This is a genomic window from Nitrosomonas eutropha (genome assembly GCF_900116685.1).
Taxonomy (GTDB): Bacteria; Pseudomonadota; Gammaproteobacteria; order Burkholderiales; family Nitrosomonadaceae; genus Nitrosomonas; species Nitrosomonas eutropha_A.
Genome location: NZ_FPBL01000008.1, coordinates 54,731 through 72,039, shown reverse-complemented (window position 1 = coordinate 72,039; position 17,309 = coordinate 54,731). Strand labels below are relative to the sequence as shown.

The window sequence follows — 17,309 nt, the reverse complement described above, 5'->3', positions numbered from 1 at the left end:
GTAAATTTTGAAAGTGTTCTTTGTTGTTGCCAGAAGCTGATGAAAGTCTGGGATTAATATTTTTATGGGGCCATCATTCCAATCCACCAGTGAATCAGGTGACTTTCAATCGGGATATGGGCATCGGGATGATACGGCACGCAGCGTGGCGTAAAATCGGTATGAGTGCGGTCGGTATTTAACCGGGATTTATACAGATATCCATTGATAGCTCCCGGCATCTCGTCACCACGCTGCATTGTTTCGCAAACATGGGGTTCCTCAGCAACTGGATCAGCATAGAGCTGGATCTGTACGGATTCAGGTGATACACCTCCCAGATAAACCGGCACTTCAAATATCCAGTCTTCCTGATCTCTGGATACGATCAGGTTTCCCCAGTGTATCTCGTGCCAGCTTTTTTTCAGTTGTTCATCCCATTGGCGCAATTCCTGCGCGGCAGAGCTTCCAGGGGCTGTTCGGTGCTGAAAAGCGGCCGCTGCGGGAAGATACAGTTGCTCGACATATTCACGCGCCATGCGGTTACTGCTGAACTGCGGAGCAAGATGTGCCATGCTGGCGCGCATACGGGCCACCCAGGTTCCAGGGATGCCACTGGCATCGCGGTCGTAAAACATCGGTATGATTTCTTTCTCCAGCAAGTGATAAAGCTGTTCTGCCTCTACTGCATCCCAGCCAGGTTCGTGGTGTTCATGGCCATCACCCAGTGCCCAACCGGTTTCAGGAGTGTAGGCCTCGGCCCACCAGCCATCCAGTTCCGAGAGGTTCAGCCCGCCATTGGCCAGTACTTTCATGCCACTGGTGCCACTGGCTTCCCATGGCCGGCGCGGGGTGTTGATCCATACATCCACCCCCTGTACCAATTCCTGCGCCAGTGCAATGTCATAATCTTCGAGAAACACGACATGATTACGCACATCCGGGCGGCTGGAGAATTGAGCCCATTCCTGGATGAAGCGCTTGCCTTCACTATCAGCAGGGTGAGCCTTGCCGGCTACCACCAGCTGTACTGGCTGGTCTATCCGTGTTAGCAGCCGGGCAAGGCGTTCACGGTCGTGCAACAGCAGGTTGGGGCGTTTGTAGGCTGTGAAGCGTCGTGCAAATCCAAGCGTTAGCACATTGGGATCCAGAATCCGGTCAACCTGATTGATGGCTTCTATATCTGCTCCCCTTTGTCCCAGCAGTACCTGCATTCGCTGCCGGGCGTGGCGTACCAGATCGGCGCGTTCCTGGCCGCATAAAGTCCAGAGTGTTGCATCATCCAGTTTACGTATTTCAGCGGCGAGAGCTTCCTCCGAACCTAGCCAGCGCCCTTTGCCGCAAAAGTGTGTCCAGATTTTATCTGCCCAGGGGGAATCCCACGATGGAACATGCACGCCATTAGTGACATGCGTGACCGGTACTTCGCATTCAGGCCAACGGGGGTACAATTTTTGGAAAATACCCCGACTGACCTGGCCATGCAGCCGGCTGACACCATTCATGCTGCCGCAGGTGCGTGCTGCCAGGTAAGCCATATTGAAAGGTTCGTTCTCATCTTGCCGGTTGCTGCGCCCAAGTGCCATCAGTTCTTCCAATGGCATTCCCGGGTCTTTAGTGTAAGGCTGGCTGTATTTAACGACCAGTTCACGCGGAAAGGTATCAAAACCAGCTGCCACCGGGGTATGGGTGGTGAACAGATTGCCAGGTCGTGTTGCCCAGAGCGCTTCCCGGAAACCCATCTGTCTTTTCTGCGCAAAACAGCGGGCACGCTCCAGTGTAACGAACGCAGCATGACCTTCATTCAGGTGACAGACATCAATTGTCAGCTCCAATGTTTCGATGAGCCGCCAGCCACCAATTCCCAGCACAATTTCCTGTATCAGTCGGACTTCCTCTCCTCCGCCATACAGCTTGCCGGTAATACCGCGATCAAGTGCATTGTTCAGAGGATTATTGCTGTCGAGCAAATACAGGTTGATTCGCCCCACCTGAGCTACCCAGACATGCAGTTGTACTGTTCGCCCGGGTAATTCGATTGGAATGGATAGCCAAGTACCGTTATGGGCCAGCAGGGGGCGCAAAGGCAGGCTGCTGGAATCATTATACGGATAGATTTCCTGCTGCCAGCCGCTGGCATCCAGCATCTGCCGAAAATAACCTTCCTGATACAGCAGACCGATTGCAGTTATCGGGATAGCCAGATCACTGGCTGCCTTGAGATAATCACCCGCCAGCACACCCAGGCCACCGGCATATAGCGGTAAGGCCTTGCCCAGACCGTATTCCATGCTGAAATAGGCAACTCCCCGCAATTTGACGTCGCCATACACATCACCGAACCAGCCGCCACAGTTACAGTAATCGTTGCGTGCCTCAGCCAGATGAGCGAGATATTGCTTGAATTCCTTATTTTGGTTCAGTGTCTGCAAGCGTTCATACGACAGATTTTGCAGAACAACGAAAGGATTTTCGCTTTGCTCCCACAGCTGCGGATCCATGATCTTCCACATTGCATCTCCAGCATGACTCCACGTCCAACGCAAATCCATTGCCAAGCTTGCAATTTGTTCGACCAGTGGCAACAGATCAGTGGGCAGGTCCCTCAAGTAGGGCATCAGTAAACGAGGCGTCTTCATATACTTCATCCTTCTTCTGCTGCAATGTCAGATGTTACATATTAACTCGGTTGTTCGTCGGGATGTGAGTGCCGTGTAAGGGGGAACTATGGCGATCTGCTGCCTTTACCGTTATTTACAGGTTGTTTGTCTGATCAGTTGATTCGAGGATGGGGGCATGTTCTGCCAGGAGAGTTTCATGTTCCAGGAAGCGGTCAAGTTGTTGCTGGATAGCGCGGAAGGCTTGGCTTTCCGGATTGCGGGGGCGATCAAGTTCAATATCCAGAATTTCTGCAATATGGCCGTTGGGGGATGAAGCCATGAGCACGATACGATCTGCCAGCATGAGTGCTTCGTGCAGATCATGGGTGATCATCAGTATGGTAGCGGCGGAATCGCTCCAGACACGCAACAGGTAGCGCTGCATCATGCGGCGGGTTTGCATATCCAGTGCGGAGAAGGGTTCGTCCAGTAGTAGCAGCCGGGGTTTGGTGGCAATGGTTCGCGCCAGGGTGATACGTTGACGCATGCCGCCAGATAATTGTGAAGGTTTGTGGCCGGCAAAAGATTCCAGCTCGACTTGTTTGAGATATTGCCTTGCGTGTTCCAGTGCTTCCACTCTTGCCATACCCTGGTTACGCAGCGGGAAAGCAACATTCTCTTCCGCTGTCATCCATGGAAACAGATTATGAGTCTGAAAAATCAGCGCAGTCGAAGGAGCCGGGCCTTGCAGTACCTGATTATCGTAACTGACGCTGCCCTGATCTGGAAAATCCAGTCCTGCAGCGAGGTTGAGCAGGGTTGTTTTGCCGCAGCCGCTGCGTCCGAGCAGTATAGTCAGACTGCCCGGTTCTATGATGAGCCCATCTGCTTCGATAGAGACAGTATCACCGAAAGATTTACGGATGTTGCTGAATTCCAGTCGGGCGCCGGATGAGGAGGAGGGTATTGTGTTCATAAGTTTACTGTACCCATTGCAATAGTCTGGCGTTGATCAGCAATAATAGGCGATCAATGGCAAAGCCAATGAAGCCAATGGCGAGAATGCCGACCATGACCAGTTTCATGTTGTACATCTGCTGCGCCATGATGATCATGTACCCCAAGCCGGAGTTGAGACCAGCCATTTCTCCCGCCAGAACAGCCATCCAGGCACCGAAGAACGACATGCGAATGGCTGTCATCGTGCCGGGGATGATGGCAGGCAGTCGTACATACCACCACATACGGATGCGTGAGGTACCCAGATTATGGGCGATTTTCAGATATTCATCCGGGATACCATCCAGTGCGGCAATCAATGAGAGTGTCATGGTTCCGAGTACGGCCATGAATACGATGAATACAGCGGCCGGGCCACCAATACCAATGACAACGATGGTGAAAGGGATCCAGGCCACCGGTGCGATAGGTGCAAGCGACTGGACAATGGGCAAGATCAATCGCCGTAAAATAGGCAGCTCAGTCACCATGATAGCGAGGCAGGATGAGACCAAAAGGCCGATCAGCATACCGGTACCCACGCGCCCTAGCGTGATGGCAGTGGACTCAAACAATCCGGTTCTCTGCTGACCAAACCCGATGGTGATGTTGCCGGAAAAGGCATACGGAATAGTTTCACTGGGAGGGGGCAGGATTTGCGGATTTAACCATTCCAGCCAGGAACCAAGCTCCCAGGATAGGATGATCAGCAACCAGGCCAGGCAAAACCACAGGAAATTTGATTTAAAAATCAGTTGGCTAATCCGGCCAGTCAGTGTGAACTGGTGGCCAGATTTTCCTGGAGTATGAGATTTCATGGCGTCAGGCCGGCTGGTATTTCAGATCCAGAACGGTCTCAATGACATCCGGCTTCAGGTAACCCAGTTCGGTCAAATATTTTGCTCCCTGACGCAAGCCGGTAACTCCCACTTGACTAATGACCGGGTTGGGGAACTGGCGTTTGAGTGCAACAGATAATATCGGTCTCGGCACACCGTAGATAGGCTGCAAATCATCCAGTACTGCTTCGTAATCCTCGGCAAAGGCCCGGGCAGATTCTTGCAGAACCAGAAGGTAAGTTTTCAACACATCCTGCTGACGATCAATAGTGCGGGTTCTGGTAGTGACAACACAGTCTGCCGCTTCAGGTCCCCAGACTGAGTTGGAGTCGGTCAAATAAACCGCTCCTTGTTCAGAAACAACATGCTCGGCGTAAGGTTGCGCCAGAGTGCAGACATCCAGCGCCTTGTTGGCAATGGCTTCTCCCATGCCGATCATGCTCGGAAAGAAGGTCATGCGGTAGTCGTCATAGGATTTGCCATGTTGTGACATGGTGCCGTATCCAACCAGCTCCAGCGTATCTAGCCGCAAGGTTCCCACACGCAGCCCTTTACCCGCCGCATCGATAAATTCTTCCACAGATTTAACCGAGCCATTGCGCGCGACCAATTCAATACCGGCCTGGCCGGAGCCGCCAATAATGCGCAGGTCGGTAGTACCAGCGGTGTAGGCGGCTGCCGTCATAGTCCACGGGCTGTGTATCATCTCAAGATTATTGGCAACTAACGACTGCATAGCATCACCAGGGCTGTTGAATTGTGTCAGGACGACATTTAACCCCGCTTTGGCAAATTTGCCCCTTACTTTTGCCAATAGCAGATGAGAAACGCAGCCTGCTGGTAAATGCCCGACACGAATGACCGTACCGCCCGCAGCGGCTTCAGCGCGTGTCGCAGCAGCCAATAGCCCGGCGCCAGCAGCAGTGGCATAGAACATTCCACAGCCGCAGGTACACAGGAATCGGCGCCTTGCTGGGATAAACAGCGTGTTGCCCGGCTCGTGGATTGTCGGGGTGGTGGTGTTCTTTTTAATCAGACGACCAATAATATTTTTTATCATGATTGGAATCCTCCATAAAGGTAGACTGATCGTTCTCTGAGATTTGTATTGTAATCAGATTTACTGGAAAAGCCAGTAAAGATTTCCAATTTGATCGGAAGCGGGGGAAAAGAATAATAGATAGCCGAGGGATGTAACCAGGCTAAGAATAGTGTTGGAGTGACGGACGATGTGTACCTGTCCGCAGAGTTGTTGTTGCTACTGTTCGGAGCTATCCGATATTTTTGCGCCGTAGCGTGCGCGATAGGTCTCTATTGCCGGAATATAGCAGGCAAGATCGTGCCGAGTGCATAAATAAGCAACGATATCATCCAGTGTGACCAGGGAAATGACCGGGATGTCGTGTTTGTTTCTGATTTCTTGCAAGGTGGAGCATTCATCCCCGCCTTTTTCCATACGATCCAGCGCAACCATGATGCCGCATGGTGTAGCACTGGCTGTGCGAATCATGGTGACAGATTCGCCGACAGACAGGCCTGCTGATATGACGTCATCGACAATCAGGATACGCCCGATCAGCGGAGCACCTACAATATTGCCACCTTCACCATGATCCTTGGTTTCTTTGCGATTGAAGCTGAAAGGATGGTTGTGGCCAGCTTTGGCAAGGGCGATGGCAACGGTACTAACTAGCGGAATGCCTTTATAGGCAGGGCCGAACAGAGCATCAAAGTGGATTTTGGAAGCAAGAATGGCCTGAGCGTAGAACTGTCCCAGTTGTTGCAGCGATTGGCCATCATTGAATAAGCCGGCATTGAAGAAATAGGGGGAGGGGCGACCCGCCTTAGTTTTGAAGTTACCAAAACGCAAGACGTTATACCGAAGAGCAAAATCAATAAATTCCTGTCGAAAATCCGCCATAGGTATCAGGTTGTGTATTAAATGATCAGGGCCAAGTTAGCAGCTGCATGCAGCAGATTGTTTCGTTTCGGAAAAGTATTTTTAAAGGCCGGAATTAACGTAACTCCAAATAGTTTTGATCGGTGATTTTGCTCCATTCCTTTGCCTTGATCAGGAACATCCGCTGACTTTCAATGACTTCACGGGCAACCGGTGATTTGTTGGCAATCTGCTGCAACAGTTCATCGTTGGCTTTTTTGAAAGCCTGGAGTACATCGTCAGGAAAAGTGCGAATATGAATGCCATGTTCCTCACGCATTTTTTCCCAGACAAGGGCATTGCGATAAAAGGACTCAGACAGCATATCAAGTGAGGCTTCCTTGGCAGCGACTGCAATGATGGTGCGCAGGTCTTCAGGTAGCGCATCAAATTTTTCCTTGTTGATGAGAAGATGAAGTTCTGCGCCCGGTTCGTGCCATCCAGTGTAATAGTAGGGAGCTATTTGCTGAAAGCCCATTTTTTCATCATTGGCGGGACCCAGCCATTCGACGGCATCAATTGTGCGGCGTTCTAACGCTGTATAGAGTTCGCCAGGCGGGATGTTGACAGGTTTCATGCCGACTTTTTCTACTACCTCGCCGGCATGTCCGGGAATACGCATCTTCAGTCCTTGCAGATCTTCCAATGAGTGAATTTCGTTTCTAAACCATCCTCCCATTTGAATGTGCGTGTTTCCGGCCGGGAAAGCGACAATGTTGTGCCGGGCGTAGATCTTATGCAGCAGTTCCAGTCCACCACCGTAGTAATACCAGGCGTTCATCTCAGTGGGTGTCATGCCGAACGGCGTTGTCGTGAAGAATGTGGTGGCCGGATCTTTACCTTTATAGTAGTAGGAAGCAGTATGGCCCATTTCGTATGCGCCGATTCGCACAAAATCAAAAATTCCCAGAGCAGATTTGTGTCGACCAGGTGCATCGACAGTAATGTGCATCCGCCCCCCTGACATTTTTTCGATATTCTCAGAAAAACGCTTGGCCGCATTGTGCAGCATCGGCGTTCCTTCCGGCCAGGACATGGCCAGACGCCATTTATAAGTGGCGTCTGCACCAGCAGTCAGGGGAAATGAGAAAATCAGAAATGCAATGAAGAATGTACGGAAGCGTATCCGAAGGTTCATTTTATTCTTTTGGTTTTCAAGATGTGATGGGTGCAGCTACATTTTCCTTATTTTCAAATGTGAGAACAGCTTTGCTGTCTTCACCAATGTCTACGGTCACCTTGCCACCGTTAGCCAATTGTCCGAATAGCAATTCATCAGCGAGTGCCCGGCGGATAATATCCTGAATAAGCCGAGCCATAGGGCGAGCACCCATTAGCGGGTCAAATCCATGGTTGGCAAGATGACTGCGCAGGTTGTCGGTGAACGTAACATCCACTTTCTTTTCTTGCAGCTGTGCTTCCAGCTCTATCAGAAACTTGTCAACAACGCGCAATATAATGGTTTCGCTCAGGGGTGCAAACGAGATAATAGCGTCTAGCCGGTTACGAAACTCGGGCGTGAACAGCCGCTTGATTTCAATCATTTCATCTCCGGATTTTGCATGCTTGGTAAATCCGATTGCTGTCTTGGTGAGTGTATCAGCGCCCGCGTTAGTCGTCATAACGATGATCACGTTACGAAAATCAGCCTTGCGCCCGTTGTTGTCCGTTAACGTTCCATAATCCATGATTTGGAGCATGACATTGAAGATATCAGGGTGTGCTTTTTCGATCTCGTCAAACAGCAGTACAGCGTGTGGTTGTTTGATGATCGTTTCAGTCAGTAGGCCTCCCTGATCGAATCCAACGTAGCCCGGCGGCGCACCGACCAGTCTTGAAACTGCGTGGCGTTCCATGTATTCGGACATATCAAAGCGATGCAGAGGGATGCCGAGTGTATAGGCGAGCTGACGTGCCACTTCAGTTTTTCCTACGCCGGTTGGCCCGGAAAACAGGAAGGAGCCAATAGGTTTGCCGGTATTTCCCAAGCCACTACGCGCCATTTTAATGGCAGCAGTGAGCGCATCAATTGCTGCATCCTGCCCGAAAACGATGGCTTTTAGGTCACGATCCAGTGTTTTAAGTTTATTACGGTCATCATTGGAAACATTCTGTGGCGGTATCCGCGCTATTCCAGCAATAACATGCTCAATTTCCTGTTTACCGATAATTTTCCGCTGTCTGGATTTGGGGAGCACTCGCTGGGCAGCGCCGGCTTCATCGATGACATCAATTGCCTTGTCTGGCAAATGACGATCATTGATGAAGCGTGCTGACAATTCTGCGGCTGCTGTTAGTGCAACTTCGGTATATCTGACATTATGATGTTTTTCGTAGCGGGATTTTAACCCGCGCAGAATTTCCACGGTTTCGCTGATATCAGGTTCGGAGATATCAATTTTCTGGAAGCGACGGGACAGGGCGTGATCTTTTTCAAAAATTCCACGATATTCGTTGTAGGTAGTGGCTCCGATACATTTAAGCTGCCCGGAGCTGAGTGCGGGTTTGAGCAGATTGGATGCATCCAGTGTACCGCCCGATGCAGCGCCAGCACCGATCAGAGTGTGGATTTCGTCGATGAACAGAATTGCTTTGGGATTGTCAGTGAGCTGCTTTAATACCGCCTTCAGCCGCTGCTCAAAATCACCCCGATATTTTGTTCCAGCCAGTAATGCTCCCATGTCCAGGGCATAAACCTGGTGATTGGCAAGTACATCCGGCACCCGGTTTTCAGTAATTCTTCTGGCCAGCCCTTCGGCAATAGCAGTTTTTCCTACACCTGCCTCACCAACCAGCAGAGGGTTATTTTTGCGGCGGCGACATAATGTCTGAATGACTCTCTCAACCTCTTTTTCACGTCCGATCAGAGGATCTATCCGGTTAGCAGCTGCCTGGCTGTTCAGATTGATGGTGTAACTTTCCAGCGGGCTGCCTGAATCCCGTTGCTCATTGTCAGTACTTTCCTCATTTTTTTCAGATTCGCTGTTCTGTGCCGTCTTGTCTATCTTGTGAGAAATATAATTCACTACATCCAGTCGTGTTATACCTTTCTGCTGCAGAAAATAAACTGCGTGTGAATCTTTCTCGCCAAAAATTGCGACCAGAACGTTAGCACCGGTGACCTCTTTTTTGCCGGAGGATTGGACATGGAGAATTGCTCTTTGGATGACCCGCTGAAAGCCTAGAGTGGGCTGGGTGTCAACATCCCCGGATCCTTCTACTACTGGTGTATGGCGAGCAATATGATCTTGCAGGGATTTGCGTAAATCCTCGATATCAACTGCGCAGGCAAGCAACACTTTTGTGGTGCTGGGATTATCTAGCAAAGCCAGTAGCAGGTGTTCAACCGTAATGAATTCGTGACGTTTTTGTCGTGACTCGACGAAAGCCATATGCAAACTTACTTCCAGTTCTTGCGCAATCATATTATTCCTTCTCCATCACACACATGAGTGGATGCTGATTTTGTTTTGATAATTCATTAACCTGCTGTACTTTTGTGGCTGCAATATCGCCGGGATAAGTTCCACATGTTCCTACACCTTCAGTGTGAATTTTCAACATGATTCGGGTTGCCATTTCTTCATCCATGAAGAAGAAGTGGCGTAACACCTTTACCACGAAATCCATGGGGGTAAAATCATCATTAATCAGTATTACCTTATATAAAGGCGGGGGGGTCAATCTGGTTTTGCCTTTTTCGATAACACTTTCAGGATTTCGGTTATCTGTTGCCATGGCTTACGTTTTCGATGTTCTGGGTCTGGTATTTTATAAGAAAAATATTTATCAGTACTGACTTCTGTATTCTAACCGCTAACCCGATCTTTCCGGTGTTTATAGCCACCTTCTTTCCTGGAGTCATCTGGGTCGATTACGACAAAGTTCCTGTCTTTCTTGAGTGATTAGTCAAGTAGTTATTTGCCTCATTTCATAAGTGAAAATTTGTAGCATCAACATCGTATCTTTGCTTGACTTGGGACATATTTTGCGTAAAACTGCAACCGGCGTTTGGCTTCAAGTTTTCTGCAGTACTGGTTAGAGCCGTTTGCGGTCTTGAAATTCAAATAGTATCAGGGTATCCGGCCCAGTTTTTTATAGGAAGTAGAAATGGCAACAGGCACAGTAAAGTGGTTCAATGATTCTAAAGGATTTGGTTTTATTACACCGGATGACGGCAGCGAGGATTTGTTCGCGCATTTTTCCGCGATCAATATGTCAGGCTTCAAGACCCTGAAGGAAGGCCAAAAAGTAAGCTTTGAAGTTACGCAAGGACCAAAAGGCAAGCAAGCTTCAAATATTCAAGCTGCCTAACTTGGTGGTGTAAAAGCTGACCTTTAGAGGTCGGTTTTTCCCCGGCCTGAAGTTTTTATAATGTCAGGCCGGGGTTTAATTTCTAAAATAGATTTACTGAGGTAAATGTTACAGGGAATCTTGATTTCATGAGTTCTGTTACATTCTTTGTATCATTGCACTCCCAAATTCTGAAGAAGTGACCTGCCTAGCATCTGGTGTAAGTCTTGCCAGATCATAGGTCATGATTCTGTCCTGTATTGTTTTCTCCATTGAACTGATAATGATATCGGCTGCTTCGTGCCAGTTAATGTGTCTGAGCATCATTTCTGCTGACAGGATGATTGATCCTGGATTGACTTGATCTTTGCCAGCGTACTTTGGTGCTGTGCCGTGTGTCGCCTCAAATATCGCTATGCTGTCGCTCAGATTTGCTCCGGGAGCGATTCCGATACCACCCACCTGTGCGGCCAGAGCATCAGAAATATAGTCACCATTTAAATTCAGGGTGGCGATAACATCATATTCATCGGGACGCAGCAAGATTTGCTGGAGGAAGGCATCAGCAATAACATCCTTGATGATAATTTCATTACCATCGTGCTGCAGTTTCATCCACGGCCCACCATCCAGTAGCTCTGCGCCAAATTCTTTTGCTGCCAGTTCGTAACCCCATTTCTTGAAAGCACCTTCTGTGAATTTCATGATATTTCCTTTGTGCACCAAGGTGACAGAGCGCCGTTTATGGTCGATTGCATACTGAATGGCTTTTCTGATCAAACGTTCGCTACCTTCTTTTGAAACTGGTTTTATCCCGATCGCGGAAGATTGAGGAAATCGGATCTTGGTGATTTCCATTTCTGTTGTCAGAAAATTAATTACTTTTTCAACAGCTGCTGTTCCGGCTTCCCATTCGATACCCGCATAGATATCTTCCGAGTTTTCACGAAATATGATCATATCCACTTTCTCCGGCTGTTTGACCGGGCTGGGGACACCCTGGAAATACCGTACCGGGCGCAGACAAATATACAGATCCAGCAGTTGGCGTAATGCGACATTGATTGACCGGATGCCACCGCTTACTGGTGTGGTTAATGGCCCCTTGATGGATACCACAAATTCCTTTGCCGCTTGCAAGGTTTCGTCTGGCAGCCAGACATCCCGTCCATAGACACGAGTCGATTTCTCGCCTGCATAAATTTCCATCCAGGAAATCTTCCGGGAATCACCGTATGCTTTTTTTACGGCACCATTGATCACTTCGATCATGACGGGTGTGATATCTATACCTGTGCCATCTCCCTCAATAAAAGGGATGATTGGATTATCTGGCACGATCAGGGAAGAGTCATTTTTTACCTGAATTTTGCTGCCGGTGGCTGGTACCTTGATATGTTGATACATAGTGTCTCCAGAAGTTGAAAAATTATATTGACTCGTGAATGGCGGATTTGCTGGACTCTTGATCTATTCCCTGATCATTTGGCTTTTCCTCTGCGGATATATTCAGGGAATTAAAATTTTCCAGGGAGGGGAGCTGTTCCAGAGATTGCAAATTCAGATCATCAAGAAAATGCCGGGTGGTTGCATAAAGATAAGGTTTGCCCGGTATTTCGCGCTGTCCAATAGTTTCAATCCAGCCGCGTGATTCCAGGGTTTTAATAACTTGTGTAGAAACCGCTACTCCCCGGATTTCTTCAATATCTCCACGGGTGACAGGTTGCCGGTAGGCGATGATGGCTAAAGTTTCCATTACTGCACGCGAATAGCGGGGCGGCCTTTGTGGGCTGAGCCGATCCAGGAAAATTTGCATTTCAGGCTTACTTTGGAAGCGCCAGCCTCCTGCGACTGAAACCAGTTCTATCCCGCTGTCACGCCATTTCTTATCCAGGATTGTCAGGGATTCCTGCAGTATTTTTTTATCAATATCACCCTCAAAGAGCTTCTTGAGATCGTTAATGATCAAAGGCTCGGATGTTGTTAACAATGCGGCTTCAACAACCCTGACAATCTGATCATTCAGCGAAAGAACCAGATTTGCTTCAACTGGTTCGGTCAGAATGGCAGGTGTGGACATAAATTGTTCCAAAGCGATCTGATTGAACAATATCAACCAGCGCTTCCCGCGCTAACTCCAGCAGCGCAAGGAAACTGGCTACAAGTTTGTGAATATTTGAGATATTACTGAATAATTCAGTAAAGGAAGCGCTGCCCCGGGGTTGCAGGTTTTTCAGAATTTCACTCATGCATGCCCGTACAGAGATGGCTTCGTAACGAATGGTGTGGTTACAGTTAAGTTTGAGGCGTTCCATCAGTGCAAGCCAGGTATCGTACAAATCTTGAGGATTGACATCAGGGAACTGTTTTTCAGCAATGAAATCAGTCCAGACAGAGGCCAACATAAAATCTTTGCCAACAATCGGCAGGCTATGTATGTGGATGGCGGCCTGTTTGATTTGTTCATATTCCAAGAGTCGCCGTACCAGCTCTGCCCGGGGATCGACTTCCTCTTCCTGGATGATGGCCGGGTGCGGCAGCAGCATGCGAGATTTGATATCGATCAGTAACGCAGTCATGAGCAGATATTCAGCAGCCAGCTCAAGCTGATCAGCGCGCATGGTTTCGACATAAGCGATATATTGCCGCGTGAGTTCGGCCATGGGAATATCAAGAATATCCAGATTATGCTTGCGGATCAGATAAAGTAGCAGATCAAGCGGTCCTTCAAAGGTTTCCAGAAAAATCTGGAGTGCCTCGGGTGGAATGTATAAATCTTGTGGAACCTCCAGTAGCGGTATGCCCTGTACTCTTGCAACCGGGTCGATTAATGCAGCGTTATCCAGTATATTCCCGGTATCTGCAAAGGCTTGTCTGGATATGTCATTCATCACGGATACCCGATCCCCAATGCCGCTCTGACATCCCGCATAGTTTCTTCCGCCAGTTGATTGGCTTTTTTACATCCTTCGGCGACAATTTTTTTTACTTGAGCAGGGTCTTCCTCATACATTTTGGCACGTTCCAGAATGGGCGCCTGTTCTTCCCGTATTGACTGAATGATCGGTTGTTTGCATTCCAGGCACCCGATCTCTGCGGTTGTGCAGCCTTGCCATACCCATTTCCGGGTATCTTCTGATGAATAAAGTTGGTGGAATTGCCATACTGGACATTTCTCCGGATTACCAGGGTCGTTGCGGCGAATGCGTGCTGGATCAGTTGGCATGGTGCGAATTTTTCGAGCAATACTGTCCGCATCTTCACGCAAGCCGATTGTGTTGCCATACGATTTGGACATCTTCTGGCCATCCAGGCCGGGCATTTTGGATGCTTTGGTCAATAGCGTTTGTGGCTCAGGCAAAATGACCTTACTTCTTCCTTCCAGATGACCGGATAGCCGCTCGCGATCATCCATGCCAAGATTTTGTTGTTCCTCCAGTAATAATCTGGCTTCAGTAAGCGCATTCTCGTCACCTTTTTCCTGATAGCGATTACGCAGTTCACCATAAAGCTTTCCTTTTTCAGAGCTCATTTTTTTAATGGCTTGTGTTACCCTTTTCTCAAAATCCGGTTCTTTGCCAAAGATATGGTTAAACCGGCGAGATACTTCACGCGTAAACTCCAGGTGAGGTGCCTGGTCTTCTCCTACAGGAACAAGATTGGCCCGGTAAACCAGTATGTCAGCACTTTGCAGGAGAGGATACCCGAGAAAACCGTAGGTACTGAGATCCTTCGCAACAAGTTTTTCCTGCTGATCTTTGTAAGTAGGGACACGTTCCAGCCAGCCAAGTGGGGTAATCATTGATAATAATAAATATAACTCGGCGTGTGCGGGGACTTTCGACTGAATGAATAAGGTTGTCTGTGTAGGATCTACTCCTGCTGCCAGCCAGTCGATTACCATATTCCAGCTATTCTGCTCAATGATTTCGGGGGAGTCGTAATGAGTCGTCAATGCATGCCAGTCAGCCACAAAAAAGAGGCATTCATATTTCTGCTGTAAGGCTAACCAGTTTTTCAATACACCATGGTAATGTCCTAGATGTAGATTTCCTGTAGGACGCATGCCTGAGAGAACGCGATCAACAAACATTTTTACAGAGCTCCGGATAGCGTGGAATCGAAGAAAAAATATAAGGGTGCCTGGCGATACGTAGAGAGAACACTATTTATACATAAAGACCAAAAAGTATGACGATCATCTGTTTGGTGATTGTAATCAGAGGCCATAGCACCACCCCCAGGACACCGCTGACGAGTAGTACCAGCAAAATTACAAACCCATAGGGTTCAATTTGAGCAAATTTCCAGGCAAGTTTGTTGGGCAGCAGACTTACTGCTATACGTCCACCATCAAGCGGTGGCAGGGGTAAGAGGTTCAGCACCATCAAAACCACGTTAATTTCGATACCAGCGATGCCCATTAATATCATGGGCTTGGCATAAGTACCGTCAGGTACACTTATTCCGAATTTGATGATGGCTGCCCAGAAGAAGGCCATTAGCAGGTTGGCACCTGGGCCGGCGGCAGCTACCCACAGCATGTTTTTTTTGGGTTGTCGTAACTGGTTGAAATTAACGGGGACCGGTTTGGCCCAGCCAAAAAGCAGGCCGTTACCCATTACCAGTTTGCTAGCCAGGAACATCATTAAGGGAAGTAGAATAGTGCCAAAAGGATCAATGTGCCTGAGTGGATTCAGGCTGATACGCCCGGCTTTTTCTGCGGTTAGATCACCAAAATGCCGGGCAACATAGCCGTGGGCGGCCTCATGCAATGTGATGGCAAAAATAACAGGCAGTGCGTAAATAGCGATACCTTGAATGATGTCATCCATTCGTGATTCCGAAGGGTGAGAGATCCCCTTTTCCAAGGCGGGCGATTCTCGGGGTTGCTTCCGTCAGATCAATTACCGTAGTCATGTTGGTGCCACAGGAGCCGGCATCCATGATTAACTCGACCTGATGTTCCAGGCGCTGGCGTATTTCTTCGGCATCATTCAGTGGCAGCTCGTCCTCTGGGAGGATAAGTGTTGAGCTCAGCAGAGGTTCGTTTAATTCGGCTAATAATGCCTGTGTGACAGGATGCTCGGGGATGCGTAGCCCGATTGTGTGGCGCTTGGGATGTTGGAGCCGACGTGGAACTTCGCGACTCGCAGTCAGAATAAAAGTATAGCTGCCGGGTGTGGCGGTTTTAAGCAGACGATATTGCGCATTGTCCACTTTGGCATACGTTGCTATTTCCGCCAGATCCCGGCACACCAGTGTGAAATTATGATTCTGATCCACTTTGCGAATGGTGCGTATGCGATCCATTGCCTCCTTGTTGCCGATCTGGCAACCCAGTGCGTAACAGGAATCGGTTGGATAAACAATTATGCCGCCTTTGCGAACGATATCAGCTGCCTGGCGGATAAGTCTTAAGTGGGGTGTTTGTGGATGTATGGAAAAAAATTGAGCCATGGCTATTTTTTAAAGCGGTTATATAAGGAAATTACAACAGTTTCATGATTGAGTGAAATAGGTAACTTTCCAGAGAATAATAATCTGGTTTATCCGGCTTGCTCATTTATGGTTACTGGATTGACTTTTTCTGAATGTCTGAAATTTTCCATTCTGACCATATCGGGGTACATTCGGGCGGCAACGCGGGTAATCGGCCCAGATCAAAGTAACTTTCTCCCGGGCCATGGTAGTCGGATCCGCACGATGCGTACAGATTCATGCGAGAAGCCAGTTGTGCAAATTGCCGAGTTTGTTCGGACGTATGGCTGGAAGAGACAACTTCTATTCCTGCCCCCCCTAGCTCACAAAATTCGCTAAGTAATTGTTCGAGCAGGTTATTACCCAGCTTGTAGCGAGCTGGATGGGCAATGACAGCCTGACCTCCACTGCCACGAATCCAATCTATGGCCTCACTCAGACTGGTCCATACGTGTGAGACATGGCCAGGCTTGCCTTTGACCAGGAATTTTTTGAATACGGATTTGACATCCTTGGCGTATCCCTGGCTAGCCAGAAAACGGGCGAAGTGTGTGCGACCGATTAATCTGCTTTCACCAGCCTGGGCACGAGCACCCTCAAGACTGCCATGAATACCGTATTTATCCAGTTGTGCAGCAATTGCTTGTGCCCGATCCATACGGCCATCTCGGATTTCTTCTAACCCATCTGCCAGTGGTGGATGCTCGGGGTTGATTCTAAGTCCTATGATGTGTAAAGTCCGGCTGCGCCACGTGACAGAAATCTCAACGCCGTTGATTAATGTGATATTTTCCTGCAGGGCGCGGTGGCGGGCTTCACTCAACCCCGCAATATCGTCATGATCTGTTAATGCCAGTATATTTACACCACGCGAGGCTGCGTGCGCCAATAATCGAGAGGGTGATAACATACCATCGGATATGGTTGAGTGGCTGTGCAAGTCAATGTTTAACATCGAAGAATGTGTGATCACAAGGTTCCTCATCATAGCAAAACAGCCATAATAAAAATAGCTTAACGGGCGCGGGTGTTGTGGGTAGCAATTTCTATCATGTTTTCACAGGGAGTTTTTGTGTATAAATTCCATCGATGAACTAACGACTACGCTACAACTTGTTTCTGCGAGTACCTTTTGGACAATATTTATTACTGCCAGTAAATATTGAGTTGTTTCTTGTG

16 protein-coding genes are annotated in these 17,309 nt (G+C 48.7%); 1 reads left to right on the top strand and 15 read right to left on the bottom strand.

Going from position 1 to position 17,309, the window contains the following annotated elements:
- Nucleotides 1–62: 62 nt before the first annotated feature.
- The 8 genes from glgP to clpS form a co-directional block, all read right to left on the bottom strand.
- The gene (gene glgP, locus BM331_RS08865) at nt 63–2,618 is read right to left on the bottom strand and encodes an alpha-glucan family phosphorylase (protein WP_074928989.1); all 2,556 of its coding nucleotides are present in this window, start codon (nt 2,616–2,618) and stop codon (nt 63–65) included.
- Between the two features lie 115 nt (nt 2,619–2,733).
- Nucleotides 2,734–3,555 (bottom strand): ABC transporter ATP-binding protein, encoded by an 822-nt coding sequence (locus tag BM331_RS08860; protein ID WP_074928987.1) that lies wholly within the window; start codon nt 3,553–3,555, stop codon nt 2,734–2,736.
- 4 nt (nt 3,556–3,559) lie between these two features.
- Nucleotides 3,560–4,396, bottom strand: coding sequence for an ABC transporter permease (locus BM331_RS08855; protein ID WP_074928986.1), 837 nt, complete (start codon nt 4,394–4,396; stop codon nt 3,560–3,562).
- Nucleotides 4,397–4,400: 4 nt separating this feature from the next.
- The gene (locus tag BM331_RS08850; RefSeq protein WP_074928984.1) at nt 4,401–5,477 is read right to left on the bottom strand and encodes an ABC transporter substrate-binding protein; all 1,077 of its coding nucleotides are present in this window, start codon (nt 5,475–5,477) and stop codon (nt 4,401–4,403) included.
- A gap of 198 nt (nt 5,478–5,675) precedes the next feature.
- Nucleotides 5,676–6,338, bottom strand: coding sequence for an orotate phosphoribosyltransferase (pyrE, locus tag BM331_RS08845; RefSeq protein ID WP_074928983.1), 663 nt, complete (start codon nt 6,336–6,338; stop codon nt 5,676–5,678).
- Between the two features lie 94 nt (nt 6,339–6,432).
- Nucleotides 6,433–7,494, bottom strand: a complete 1,062-nt coding sequence (locus BM331_RS08840; protein WP_074928981.1) for a TRAP transporter substrate-binding protein — start codon at nt 7,492–7,494, stop codon at nt 6,433–6,435.
- Nucleotides 7,495–7,510: 16 nt separating this feature from the next.
- On the bottom strand, nt 7,511–9,781 hold the full coding sequence (clpA, locus tag BM331_RS08835) for an ATP-dependent Clp protease ATP-binding subunit ClpA (RefSeq protein ID WP_074928979.1): 2,271 nt from the start codon (nt 9,779–9,781) through the stop codon (nt 7,511–7,513).
- A 1-nt stretch (nt 9,782) separates the two neighbouring features.
- Nucleotides 9,783–10,094: an ATP-dependent Clp protease adapter ClpS gene (gene clpS, locus BM331_RS08830; RefSeq protein WP_074928978.1), complete on the bottom strand. Its 312-nt coding sequence runs from the start codon at nt 10,092–10,094 to the stop codon at nt 9,783–9,785.
- 372 nt (nt 10,095–10,466) lie between these two features.
- On the opposite strand from clpS, the gene cspE reads away from it, so the two are divergent.
- On the top strand, nt 10,467–10,670 hold the full coding sequence (gene cspE / locus BM331_RS08825; protein WP_074928975.1) for a transcription antiterminator/RNA stability regulator CspE: 204 nt from the start codon (nt 10,467–10,469) through the stop codon (nt 10,668–10,670).
- Between the two features lie 138 nt (nt 10,671–10,808).
- On the opposite strand, the gene icd is transcribed toward cspE, so the two are convergent.
- The 7 genes from icd to BM331_RS08790 form a co-directional block, all read right to left on the bottom strand.
- Nucleotides 10,809–12,056: an NADP-dependent isocitrate dehydrogenase gene (gene icd / locus BM331_RS08820; protein WP_074928973.1), complete on the bottom strand. Its 1,248-nt coding sequence runs from the start codon at nt 12,054–12,056 to the stop codon at nt 10,809–10,811.
- A 22-nt stretch (nt 12,057–12,078) separates the two neighbouring features.
- Nucleotides 12,079–12,729, bottom strand: a complete 651-nt coding sequence (scpB, locus tag BM331_RS08815) for an SMC-Scp complex subunit ScpB (RefSeq protein WP_074928971.1) — start codon at nt 12,727–12,729, stop codon at nt 12,079–12,081.
- The gene (locus BM331_RS08810) at nt 12,695–13,540 is read right to left on the bottom strand and encodes a segregation and condensation protein A (protein ID WP_074928969.1); all 846 of its coding nucleotides are present in this window, start codon (nt 13,538–13,540) and stop codon (nt 12,695–12,697) included. Before BM331_RS08810 ends, scpB begins: the two co-directional genes overlap by 35 nt.
- Nucleotides 13,540–14,742: a tryptophan--tRNA ligase gene (locus BM331_RS08805; protein ID WP_074928967.1), complete on the bottom strand. Its 1,203-nt coding sequence runs from the start codon at nt 14,740–14,742 to the stop codon at nt 13,540–13,542. The genes BM331_RS08810 and BM331_RS08805 overlap by 1 nt, the downstream gene beginning before the upstream one ends.
- Nucleotides 14,743–14,818: 76 nt before the next feature.
- The gene (locus tag BM331_RS08800) at nt 14,819–15,484 is read right to left on the bottom strand and encodes a site-2 protease family protein (protein WP_074928965.1); all 666 of its coding nucleotides are present in this window, start codon (nt 15,482–15,484) and stop codon (nt 14,819–14,821) included.
- On the bottom strand, nt 15,477–16,109 hold the full coding sequence (locus BM331_RS08795; RefSeq protein WP_074928961.1) for an L-threonylcarbamoyladenylate synthase: 633 nt from the start codon (nt 16,107–16,109) through the stop codon (nt 15,477–15,479). Before BM331_RS08795 ends, BM331_RS08800 begins: the two co-directional genes overlap by 8 nt.
- Before the next feature lie 112 nt (nt 16,110–16,221).
- Nucleotides 16,222–17,118, bottom strand: a complete 897-nt coding sequence (locus tag BM331_RS08790) for a 3',5'-nucleoside bisphosphate phosphatase (protein ID WP_083414735.1) — start codon at nt 17,116–17,118, stop codon at nt 16,222–16,224.
- Nucleotides 17,119–17,309 lie beyond the last annotated feature (191 nt).

Excerpts from the sequence above, each read along its gene's own strand:
- glgP (WP_074928989.1), bottom strand. The coding sequence starts at position 2,618 with ATGAAGACGCCTCGTTTACTGATGCCCTACTTGAGGGACCTGCCCACT.
- BM331_RS08860 (WP_074928987.1), bottom strand. The coding sequence starts at position 3,555 with ATGAACACAATACCCTCCTCCTCATCCGGCGCCCGACTGGAATTCAGC.
- BM331_RS08855 (WP_074928986.1), bottom strand. The coding sequence starts at position 4,396 with ATGAAATCTCATACTCCAGGAAAATCTGGCCACCAGTTCACACTGACT.
- BM331_RS08850 (WP_074928984.1), bottom strand. The coding sequence starts at position 5,477 with ATGATAAAAAATATTATTGGTCGTCTGATTAAAAAGAACACCACCACC.
- pyrE (WP_074928983.1), bottom strand. The coding sequence starts at position 6,338 with ATGGCGGATTTTCGACAGGAATTTATTGATTTTGCTCTTCGGTATAAC.
- BM331_RS08840 (WP_074928981.1), bottom strand. The coding sequence starts at position 7,494 with ATGAACCTTCGGATACGCTTCCGTACATTCTTCATTGCATTTCTGATT.
- clpA (WP_074928979.1), bottom strand. The coding sequence starts at position 9,781 with ATGATTGCGCAAGAACTGGAAGTAAGTTTGCATATGGCTTTCGTCGAG.
- clpS (WP_074928978.1), bottom strand. The coding sequence starts at position 10,094 with ATGGCAACAGATAACCGAAATCCTGAAAGTGTTATCGAAAAAGGCAAA.
- cspE (WP_074928975.1), top strand. The coding sequence starts at position 10,467 with ATGGCAACAGGCACAGTAAAGTGGTTCAATGATTCTAAAGGATTTGGT.
- icd (WP_074928973.1), bottom strand. The coding sequence starts at position 12,056 with ATGTATCAACATATCAAGGTACCAGCCACCGGCAGCAAAATTCAGGTA.
- scpB (WP_074928971.1), bottom strand. The coding sequence starts at position 12,729 with ATGTCCACACCTGCCATTCTGACCGAACCAGTTGAAGCAAATCTGGTT.
- BM331_RS08810 (WP_074928969.1), bottom strand. The coding sequence starts at position 13,540 with ATGAATGACATATCCAGACAAGCCTTTGCAGATACCGGGAATATACTG.
- BM331_RS08805 (WP_074928967.1), bottom strand. The coding sequence starts at position 14,742 with ATGTTTGTTGATCGCGTTCTCTCAGGCATGCGTCCTACAGGAAATCTA.
- BM331_RS08800 (WP_074928965.1), bottom strand. The coding sequence starts at position 15,484 with ATGGATGACATCATTCAAGGTATCGCTATTTACGCACTGCCTGTTATT.
- BM331_RS08795 (WP_074928961.1), bottom strand. The coding sequence starts at position 16,109 with ATGGCTCAATTTTTTTCCATACATCCACAAACACCCCACTTAAGACTT.
- BM331_RS08790 (WP_083414735.1), bottom strand. The coding sequence starts at position 17,118 with ATGATGAGGAACCTTGTGATCACACATTCTTCGATGTTAAACATTGAC.